The sequence below is a fragment of the Parapedobacter lycopersici genome (assembly GCF_024643285.1).
GTDB lineage: Bacteria > Bacteroidota > Bacteroidia > Sphingobacteriales > Sphingobacteriaceae > Parapedobacter > Parapedobacter lycopersici.
This window is the reverse complement of sequence record NZ_JAMSLW010000010.1, coordinates 1-10,620: the sequence shown is the minus strand read 5'-3', so window position 1 is coordinate 10,620 and position 10,620 is coordinate 1. Positions and strand designations below refer to the sequence as shown.

General features: G+C 41.7%; 9 protein-coding genes. 3 read left to right on the top strand and 6 right to left on the bottom strand.

The window, feature by feature from the left end; translation table 11 throughout:
• Positions 1–266: 266 nt before the first annotated feature.
• The 4 genes from NEV57_RS15620 to NEV57_RS15605 form a co-directional block, all read right to left on the bottom strand.
• The gene (locus NEV57_RS15620; protein WP_257659285.1) at positions 267–815 is read right to left on the bottom strand and encodes a TlpA family protein disulfide reductase; all 549 of its coding nucleotides are present in this window, start codon (positions 813–815) and stop codon (positions 267–269) included.
• A 165-nt stretch (positions 816–980) separates the two neighbouring features.
• The gene (locus NEV57_RS15615) at positions 981–1,490 is read right to left on the bottom strand and encodes an ExbD/TolR family protein (RefSeq protein WP_257659284.1); all 510 of its coding nucleotides are present in this window, start codon (positions 1,488–1,490) and stop codon (positions 981–983) included.
• A 93-nt stretch (positions 1,491–1,583) separates the two neighbouring features.
• Complete coding sequence (locus tag NEV57_RS15610) at positions 1,584–2,381, bottom strand: Abi family protein (RefSeq protein WP_257659287.1); 798 nt, start codon at positions 2,379–2,381, stop codon at positions 1,584–1,586.
• A gap of 397 nt (positions 2,382–2,778) precedes the next feature.
• Positions 2,779–3,666, bottom strand: coding sequence for a winged helix-turn-helix domain-containing protein (locus NEV57_RS15605; protein WP_257659283.1), 888 nt, complete (start codon positions 3,664–3,666; stop codon positions 2,779–2,781).
• 150 nt (positions 3,667–3,816) lie between these two features.
• Between NEV57_RS15605 and NEV57_RS15600 the strand changes: the two genes are divergently transcribed.
• Positions 3,817–4,812: a ligand-binding sensor domain-containing protein gene (locus NEV57_RS15600; protein ID WP_257659282.1), complete on the top strand. Its 996-nt coding sequence runs from the start codon at positions 3,817–3,819 to the stop codon at positions 4,810–4,812.
• Between the two features lie 92 nt (positions 4,813–4,904).
• Here NEV57_RS15600 and NEV57_RS15595 read toward each other — a convergent pair whose 3' ends face one another.
• Positions 4,905–6,371: a serine hydrolase gene (locus tag NEV57_RS15595; protein ID WP_257659281.1), complete on the bottom strand. Its 1,467-nt coding sequence runs from the start codon at positions 6,369–6,371 to the stop codon at positions 4,905–4,907.
• A 160-nt stretch (positions 6,372–6,531) separates the two neighbouring features.
• Between NEV57_RS15595 and NEV57_RS15590 the strand changes: the two genes are divergently transcribed.
• Positions 6,532–7,914 carry an erythromycin esterase family protein gene (locus NEV57_RS15590; protein ID WP_307876464.1) on the top strand — a complete coding sequence of 461 codons (1,383 nt, stop codon included), beginning with the start codon at positions 6,532–6,534 and terminating at the stop codon, positions 7,912–7,914.
• Between the two features lie 173 nt (positions 7,915–8,087).
• On the opposite strand, the gene NEV57_RS15585 is transcribed toward NEV57_RS15590, so the two are convergent.
• Positions 8,088–9,617, bottom strand: coding sequence for a prolyl oligopeptidase family serine peptidase (locus NEV57_RS15585; protein WP_257659280.1), 1,530 nt, complete (start codon positions 9,615–9,617; stop codon positions 8,088–8,090).
• A gap of 293 nt (positions 9,618–9,910) precedes the next feature.
• Between NEV57_RS15585 and NEV57_RS15580 the strand changes: the two genes are divergently transcribed.
• Complete coding sequence (locus NEV57_RS15580) at positions 9,911–10,471, top strand: sugar O-acetyltransferase (protein ID WP_257659279.1); 561 nt, start codon at positions 9,911–9,913, stop codon at positions 10,469–10,471.
• Positions 10,472–10,620 lie beyond the last annotated feature (149 nt).

Here is a 10,620-nt window from a genome sequence, read left to right as displayed (position 1 = left end):
ATATTCAGGATGGTTTTCCTGGAAAGTTTTCCAATAGTCGGCTATTAAATTCATCGTTGCACGTTTAGGGCCAATACAATAGACTGGGGGTAGATTATATGCTGGAAAGGGTATATGTTACTCAATAAATGCACCTTAAATCACTGAGTCAGCTTTCCCGAAGCGTTCTCAGCTAGGTGAAAAATTACACCCACTGTTAGTGGAATATTAGTCTGTTATTTTAATCGTTGTTTTTACCTGGTTACATGGTACAATCATTCGTTTTCTCATAAGGTTTTCCTCGCGTTATCTATCGCAACAATCGTATTTCCGGAGCTAGGTGGGGGAGCAGCCGATAAAATAATCTTTCCATTGCGGGCGATAAAATACCGTGGAATCAAGTAGCGCTTTTCCGGGTCCTGTTCAATGTCATCGTAAACCGACATGTAGCAGTTCTCGTTCATAAAGATGTGATGACCAGTTAATTCATATTCGTTGATGAAAAACTTCCATCGTACTTTATCATCCATATTACCATACGGACTGCATAGATACACAAACATCACTTCATCGTTTGTTTGGAAATGTTCCTGCAGTTTTTTACTGTGTTTAAACTCGGCGATACACGGAGGGCAGCGTGTGCCCCATATATCTACATAAAGTAATTTATCTTTGAACAACGGGTTTGACAGGATGTCTTCCAAACTGGTATAATGTTCACTCGAAGAGTCAATTACTGTATTCTTCGAAAATTGGAAGAGTATCGTATAAATGTAATAAGTAGCTATTCCCAGTACAACCAATATGCCCAGCCATATTATGCGTTTTCTTTTCATGTACATTCAGTTAGATGGTCAATTGGTTAAAAGCGGCATTGCAGCTGGTCAATTCCCGCTTATGCTTTCTTTTTGACATATTCATTGTCAAAAAGTTACAATGTAGAAGCAATCAGTTCACCAACGAATAGAAAACGTCTTTACCCTCGCGCTACAACCTTTCCATTATAACTGATTGAACTTACTCAACACTTCCTCCTCCGCATCACTGATTTGCCCGATCATAAACTGGTTGACGCCACAGATTTTCATTTCGTCTAATACATTCACTAAGCTGGCGTAATCCGATTTCTCACTTGGCCGGATAATTACCATCAGGCCTTTGTCCGGTTCACCGGTTAAAGTGACTACCTCATCCTTCTTCTCCAGCAGCACCTTTCGGATACCATACTTCCCATGCGTAGTGGTATACGGGCCGGCTATCGGTTTTTCTAACATGCCCCAATACCAGTCTACCCGGTCATTCTCGCCGATCAATACCGTTACTGTGCGATTGTCAGCCATCTGCAATTGCTCGGTCGTATCCGAAATATCGGGCATGGCAATATCCAGCGCCTGCTGTTTGTTAATACTGGTGGTCAGCATAAAAAAAGTGATTAAAAGGAAAGCGAGATCTACCATTGCGGTGAGGTCAACCCTGGGTTGCAACCTCCGTCCGGTGTTTAATTCTGCCATAACGAAGCGGTTTATAAGGTATGTTTCCGCTATGATGGCAAAAGCATAGTATTTCCATAAATCACCGATTCAGGGTATCAGGTTACTGTGTTTTCAATCCCAAAGCGGCTCCGACTGCCAATCGGTTTTCATGCCCAGGGCATTAGGGTCTACATTGGGGTATTTCTCGAACAATTGAAGTAATAACCTAGTGAACTCATTTTCCGGTTGGATAATATTGAGCAGATATTTCATGCAGCAGAGATGAATATACAGTGCTTGAAATTCATGCTCTTTGGGTATTTCAGATATCCAAGGATAAGGTGGTTTAGGCAACAGTTTAGGTCTTCCGGGCAGGTTTCTATTCCACAATCGACTATGATGTGCACAATAATTCCTGATTTGAGCGATAGATTGCAGCCAGCTGGGTAAATAGGTATGATTTACTGTTCCATATTCCTGTGCGATCTTTTCTTTTGACGAAATTTTGGTTTTCAGATTTCCATATAATTTAGATAGGCTGCCAAAGCTCGTCAACTCTAGAGATTTCCAAGCTGGCGGAAACCTACCGTCGTCTTTATGTTTACTACGGTGTTCTTTGATGAAAGCATCCTTTGAGCGTGTAATTTCCTCTTCAATACTCGAAAGCGTTTTTATTAGTTCTCGTACATTGATGAAATGACTGGGATCTTGAAACCACCACGGGTCAAACTCATGAGAAAGGTGATAGATCAATTTAGTACGGAGGCTGATTTCTATTTTTTCGATTACATCAAATAATAAAATACGCAACTCTCGATCAAAGTTGTACAAACTAATGACATCACTAAACCGACTATTTGGTTTGAATGTATGATTCTCTTTATCAGCCTGCATTGGCCACCAGTATCCGGCTAATCGATAATAACTGATATGAGAGAGAGAAAACGTTCACTATTGTCGTCATCTTTGATTTCTAATCCACGGGCTTTAAGCTGGGCTATTTGCTGCTGGATAGTAAATGCTTTTTTATTGTACATTACACCGGTTTAAGTTGGTTCGGCAATTAAGATTTCAGGGTTATCTTAAAGGCTATAAAGCAAAAGACACGCCCTGGGACGCTGTTCTGAAGGGTAGCGTGGCGTGTACTGTTGATACAAAGGTAAGGTGTTTTAGTGAATTTTGCAAAACCCTATCAGCTTACCGTGTGATAACAGGTCCGCTTTTTGGTCAACAACCTTTTAACTAACGTAAAAGTTGTCAAAAATGTTAAATCATTCAACCGTATAAACGGGTTGGTTATTTTTAATTGCCTTTTTATAAAGCTAGCTTAGCTAATCTCAAGCCGGTATCCTTTGCCCCATATAGCGACAATTTTGATATTCGGATCAAATTCCAATTTTTTCCTGAGTTTTGATATAAACATATCCAAGCTTCGCCCCACAATAACACCCTCATCTTCCCATATCTCTTTTTGCAGTCGGCTTCTTTCTATCATCTCGTTAGGAGTCATCGCGAAAATGAGCAGCAGCCGTGTTTCAGTTCCAGTCAGGTCGATAACCTTTTCGTCGATTATCAATTGCCGCTCCTGCGCGTCAAACAATATGGAGCCTAAAGAAAAACGATTAGCAGGCCGCCGAAGATTCAAATCCCTCTGTGACTTAGTGGATTTCAGAAAAACAAAACCAATCAAAGCCAAAACAGACAGGCTGCCCAGCAGGTATCCATTCTTCGAGGTATTTATGCCAATCGGTTTAAATTTAACATTGATCATGTAACACGCCTTGGGTTGCTCTCTTCCTATGCATGCTACAATATCATCTTTTTTATTTCCGGATATTGCATATCCGTAGGCTACACTGGCATTGCCACAGTTCAGCACGTTAACAATATAATCACCGGTTAGTGGGTCATTGGCCAACAAACGCCGGGTAGTATGCACCACGGAGTCCGGTTGAAAAGTAAGCTCGTTTTCAAACCGTATCCGATATTCATTTTCCGCGATCTTTTCTACCGGAAGTACCCTCGATGTACTGTCGCCCGACTGTAAGAGCAGTTCATCTCCGATCTTGCGGAGTAGAACTTCCCTCCGGGCGGTGTCAAATTGGTTATTGTCGGTCATACCAAAAGCCACACAGATCACCGAGATAAACAGCAGCAGCAATAGCCCGCCTACGTACCTGTGTTTCCTAATGAGGGGATTCCGAATGTTACGCATGCTATTGAGGTTTTATTTACAAAGTTTACATTTTTATTTACAATCCCGATGCCTCAGACCGAAAGATATCAACCTAATTTCGCTGAATCAACTTTTGATAGGGTTATCTATTAGCGTTATTAAACTTTGCCAATAAAAAACTAAATCACTATGAAATACACACCTGTATATGCTTTATTGTTGATGTCTGTTTTTTTTGTTTCCTGTAACGGACAAACCCAAACCAACCTACCGGCAGGTAATTCCAAGCCCGAGGACGACGTCACAATTACCTCTCACGGGCCCAGCACGATAGTCCGTAACATAAAAAAAGACAGCAATGGTAATATCTGGATTGCTTCATGGGACGGTGTTTTCCGATACGATGGAAAATCTTTTAATGGGATTACCAGTGAAGTGAGCTCCGCCAGATTTTTTTCCGTTTTGGAAGATAGACACGGAAACTTTTGGTTTTCCTCTGTAGGTTCGGGTGTTTATTATTACGATGGAACATCCTTTCGTAATTTTACCACTAAAGACGGACTTGCAAATGATCGGGTTACAGAAATTTTTGAAGATAAATCCGGTAATATTTGGTTCAGCACGGAAGGCGGAGCAAGCCGTTACGATGGGCAATCTTTTCGGAATTTTACAACAAAAGACGGACTGCCCAATAACGGTGTTAATTCGATCATTGAAGACCAGGCAGGGAAATTCTGGTTTGGCACGAGGGAGGCTGCGTCCATTTATGACGGAAAAACATTTACTACGTTAATCCATCAAGGCAAACCTTTTAAAAATGTTCGTTCGATAATCGAAGATAAAAAAGGCAACATCTGGCTTGGTGGCAGTGATGGGCTTTGGCGCTACGATGGCAGCACATTTACTAATTTCACGCAACAGTTTGTCGGCTATATTTACGAAGATAATAGTGGAAACATCTGGACCAGTTCAGCCAGTGGTAAAGCGAAAAACCCCGTAAGTTGCTTACCAAGTAACGGTAACCAAAGCGGCTGGGTACTTTCGCGTTATAACGAGAAGTCGTTGTCTAATCCTGCCATATTACCCGAAGTAATAAGAACAATTGAAGGAATGATTTTTGGAATTCTGGAAGCTGATGATGGAAATATTTGGTTCGGCACTTTAGATGGGGTGTATCACTTATGAAATTACGCCTTGCTACTACCTACTTTCTGTATGATGAAAAAGACATCATTAGGCCAACCGATTGAGGTTGCGTCTATTAAAGTGACGGCAACTCATTGATGATTTGAGTCCAGTCTGGGGGCTTGGTAAATCCCGCCATCCTGGTAAAGCACTACTTTCGTCACCTTGCCTTTTTCATCCTTCACAAAATCCAATTGCGCATCAATGTCTTTCATAAAAAACTTGCTTTCGCTTTCCGGAAACAACGCAACCTTATCTTGGCCGGTTAAGCGAATATATAACTGTTTATGCTCCATCAAAACAGTTAATATCATGTCAGGGCCAAGTGCATAATTGCCGGTATAACCTTGAAGTATCTTATCATCTATCGATATGTTTTTTCTCGTTTTGGATCGATCCAATCCCTTAAAGCCATATACTTTTGCCACGCTGTTTATAATTTCTGGAATTAACGCGGTATTAGCCGAATTTGTCATCACCACAACACCGTTTCCGTCGTTCAAGCTCCCATAATATTGGCAATAATAACCGTAGGTAAGGCCGTCGTGCTCAAAATACATTTCACCGGCATAATTATCAATGAAAACACCCAATGCTGCCCGTTGGTCAATAAAAGGCGTTAACATCAACTTTGCAAAATCTGTATTTAATATCGTATTCCGTGTGCCTCGATATGCCTGCTGTAATGCAATAATGTATTTCGCCAAATCAGAAGGAGTCGTCCATAGCCCTGCGGCGGCCATTTCCGGGTATATATGAAACCCACCCTCAACCGGCTCGCCGCTTTCATAGTAACCCATCGCGCGCGGAATATTGGAGCTTTGTTTATCAGGCGAGGCGAAACTACTATTTAGCATACCCAAAGGCTTTAGTATCTGGTCTTCCATGTAATGGTCATAAGCTTGCCGGCTCAAATCTTCAATAATCAACTGGGAAATAGTTATCCCGCCACCAGCATATTCGTGCCTTACACCTGGCGCAAACAATGAGCGTACTGCGGATGAATTGGCCGGGTCCGTTCCTTCAAGTATCTGTAATGTAGTTGGTATCCGTTCGCCCCTTTGGTATCCACGAAAGCCTTGAACATTCAACCCAGCAGTATGGCTCAAAAGTTCCTTCATCGTGATCACCCGTCCATCAGCCACAGAATCATAGGGAAACTTCCAAGAGGTCAAATAATCGTTTATATCCGCGTTTAAATCAATATTTCCCTGTTGGACTAACTTCAGCACACCAAAAGCATTCACCGACTTGCTTACAGAACCGGCCTGAAAGCGCGTATTTTCCGTTACCGGTATTTTCGAGGCCGCGTTTGCCCATCCATAACCCTTCGTCCACTCCAGTTTATAATTATGGATTACCGCAATGCTTACACCATTAACATTATAGTGTGCCATTCGTTCCTGAATAGTCCACCCGCGACCATCCACGGGTTTAATATTGCCCGACAAACTCTTTTCAACTAACGCTATCCGCTCGTTCACCTCTCGCTCTTGGGCGATGCCCCATAAAGATGACCACAACATTAACACTAGCGAAAATAGAAAAGGGAGTTTCATTGGCTGTTCAGCTTGACGGACATTTCAATTAAAGCTAAAACAATTTCTATTAATCCCGATTGACTTTAACATCATTTAACACGTAGTTAGGCTATTTGCTGCCTGATAGTAAGCTCCTTTCGTCAGCCGCCGTTGTTCACCAACGTAAAAGGTGTTAAAAATGTTAAATCATTCAGTCGGCATAAACGGGTTGACTATTTTTAACTACCTTTTAATAAACGAACTATCACCTATGCAATTCAACCACAACAGCCTCCGACGTTTTACTGTCATCCTGATCATGTCATTTGTCATGTCAAGCACCGTTTTTGCGCAGTCCGACCTAATCACCGCGTTAAACAATCATGTCATCCCTATCCGTACGCTGGATCCGGAGGAGAACTTCGAAGATTTGAGGCCGCTGGATGCTCTACTGCGGGATAAGCGAATCATCGGGCTGGGAGAAGCTACACACGGCACACAGGAATTTTCATTGTATAAAGATAGGATGATCCGCTACCTGATTACAAACCACGATTTCAGGACTATAATTTTGGAAGCCGACTTTACCGGTACGCAGTTTTTGGATGACTACGTGGTTTATGGCAAGGGGAGTATCAGGGATGGGATAGAAGGCGGGATTAACAGCATGTTATCCACCCCGGAATTTATCGACATGGTGAAATGGATAAAAACATATAATGAGACAAAGCCGATGGGTGAAAAAGTCAGGTTTTATGGCTGTGATATGCAACACAGTTTTTTTTCTGGGGCACGTTTAAAAGACGGAACCATCAAGCTTGATGTTCCGTTATCGCCAATGGCACAAAGAGGGCTGGCCATAGCCATGGATGCCGGTATTAGAGAATTGACAAAAGAAATGAGGCTCCAGCTTGATCGCCTGTCTTTTGAATTAGCAAGGGCAACCGTAGTGGAACCCGACCCAGTTAAACAGCAATTATATACGCAGATCAAAGAAACTGTTATACAACAAATAGCCTATAAAAAGACGAAGAATCACCTTTTTGATAAAGAAAACGATATTATCCGAGACAAATACATGGCCGAAAATGCCGCGTGGATATACCATCAGCGGGGCAACAAAACGATTATCTGGGCACATAATCTTCATGTTGCAAAAGATATTGCAATTAATAACTGGCCCCCAATGGGTAGTCATTTGGCTAAAATGTTCCCCCATGAATATTACGTGTTCGGCTTCGCATTTAATGCCGGGCAACTTAATGCGGGCAATTTGCAAGGAGAACCAACAATATTCGACATCCCTGACGTTACCATCAAAAAATCCAGTGATTACCAATTCAAACAGGTGAACACCCCCAATTTCATATTGGATTTCAAGACAGCTTCCCAGGATCCGCTGATTGCAGACTTCCTTAATAAGGAGCTGCATGCACGGGCAATTGGTGCAAGGTACAAAAAAACAAAGTACGCTTCCGGACGCGGAAGTTTTCAGGCATTAATAAAACTCTACGATGCCATTATCTTTTTCCGGGATACCCATCCGATAACGATTATTTCGGTAAAGGAATTAGCTGAATGATATGCAAGGTAGTTGGCGTCTGTTTCTGAATAGTCCATCCGCGAGCATCCACCGATTTATACTGCCCGATATTATAAAGCCTTACTTGCGTTATCTATCGCAGCAATCACATTTCCGGAGCTAGGTCGATCTGTTTTTAAATAGCCAGATATGCGATTAACTCTTCGTTATTTTTATTCTCTAATTTGTTTTAACCGGTCAACGGCATGTTGGTTTTGCGGATTTAAACTTAATGACTTTTCAAAACTTTCAATAGCCTTGCTCTTGTTTCCGAGAAATAAATACGCTTCAGCCAGGCTGTCAAAAAGATTGGCAGAATGCGGAAATATATTGATTGCTAACAAAAAGATATTGATTCCCTGTCGAGAAGTACTGGGGTTAAAAACCAGCTGCAAGCCAAGGTTGTTAAAGTCTCCTTCCGATAATTGCACCGAAGGGTTCTTTTTTGAAATCGAATCATAAAGTTCTTTTAGATTCTCATAATCCTGCTTTGATGCTAATGTGTTGAAATCCTGAAATGTGAATGGCTTATCCTGAGGATTCTTAGTTTGTTGGATTATCAATCCCTCGTTAATCCCATTTTCTACTGGGGAATTTTCTAAAAAAGATAATGCGTCATTGTCATTCTTCAAAAAGCCATCTAAAAATTTCAATGTATAAACGGAAACCCATTTGTAGGATTCCATAATTTCTAAATCACTTTTGTCCTGCCTTTTGTCGCGTTCCTGAAAAAGAACACCTAAGGTGCTAAAATAAGAATGAGTAAGGTTGTGAAATTTTAGCTGGTACGCTTTGCTGTAAACAAGACTATCATAGAATTCAAAATGATGACTTAAAGTTGAATCTATGTTGTCTTCTTTTAAAACCTGTTTGGGAATATCCTTTTGTGCAAAATGAATAAAGGGAACATCAACCTTTTCAATATCAAAAAAAGACGAACGTTTCAATGTGTTGTATTGATATTTTACACTGCCGTCAAGGCTTACAATAGCCTTTATCACTTCATTGCGCATTTGGGAAAGGACATTTGATAACCCACCAAAACTGAAGCCCATTGTCGCAATTCGGTCGATATCAGCATTGGGTAGTTTACCAACTTCTTTGAGTAAAAATTCGATATCCCTTGCCTGGGTTTCCATGTCTTTTTCGGTTCCTCCTTCCAAAAACCTGTTTTCAGTTCCCCGGCTTGGGCTTGCAATAACAATGTAGCCCCGGCTGGCCAAATACTCACACAGTGCAAAATTCTCTATTGAAGAAGCTTGATAACTTGGTGCATAAACGACGACAGGGAATTTGCCAGTAGCAGGTCCAATTCCTTTGTGTGCAGTCGTGTGTTCTTTTAAATGATCCTGATTGGCGGGAGTATTGGCGTAGTAAAACCAATTTAATATTTGATCATCCGGTAAATACTCCCATTCTTCTTCCTCTTTGAGGATCTCCATATAATTGAGAACAGTCATTGTTTTTACGCTCTCACGGTTTGCTTCGGACGGATACCACACACTGACAGGAACTGGTCTGGGAATGCTTGTGTTGCTCCAATCAAATATTCTTGTGTATGTTCTTGTACTGTCCGTAGTCAAATAGTGGGTAAAACCAACGGTATAATTTCCGTTCTTTAGGTCGATTCCTTTTAGCGAAGTTTGCCCGTAAGTCAGATTGATTCCAAGGCAGAGTAAGATAATAAATAGGTTTATTTTCATTTGTCGGAATATTCAATTGATAGTACTGGTGTATATAAGAATGAAAATTGCGAAAATCTTTTAAGGTATATACTGATGCCTGCTAAAAACCTCCAGTTTGAATATTGACTCGCTCCCAAATTCTGAGTTATGCTAAAGCAAAGAATTCAGCGGAGGCCAGGTGTAAAATACGCAAGCGTACTTTTAGATTTGAAGCATTAAAGGTAATAAAAATCAGATGAAGTTTTTGTAAGGCAACGAGTACCGGCGTGTTGGACTGGTTTGTCAAAAATCAGGTACATTTGTCCGATAACATGAAGGATAAATCACGTACAATATATAGCAAAACACCCGAGTCAGCCGCCATGGTGCAAAACGTGAAACGGGCGATGGAGATTACCGCCGAAATGAATCGGTTAACGTTCAATGACACCGACGAAGTCCGTGCGCTATTCAGCAAACTTACAGGCAAAAAGGTAGACGAGCATTTTCTACTGATTCCTCCCTTTTATTCAAACGGCGGCGATGAAATCAGCCTGGGCAAACGCGTATTCATCAACCAGAATTGCACCATTTATGACCTGGGTGGTGTAACCATCGGCAACGACGTAATGATTGGCCCCAATGTAAGCATCCTCACAACCGGTCATTCGCTTACGCCGTCCTTACGTCGTTCAGTCACTATTGGAAACCCGATTGTGATTGGGAACAATGTCTGGATAGCGGCCAATGCCATATTGATTGGCGGAGTCACCATCGGAGACAACGCTGTCGTAGCAGCAGGGTCTGTAGTAACCCGCGATGTTCCGCCTAACACGTTAGTAGGCGGCAATCCCGCCCGGATCATACACGCCATTGAAGACGGTTCGGAATGATCCAGATACTTGTCAAATCCGACCTCCTCAGTTGGTTGAAACCTACACCCAAACCGTTTCAAAATATTCGCAGACAATCTCCATATCCGGTGTCGGCTGCTCGTCAAACCCCTTCATTTCATTCGTATAATACGCCCAGTGCGTTTCTT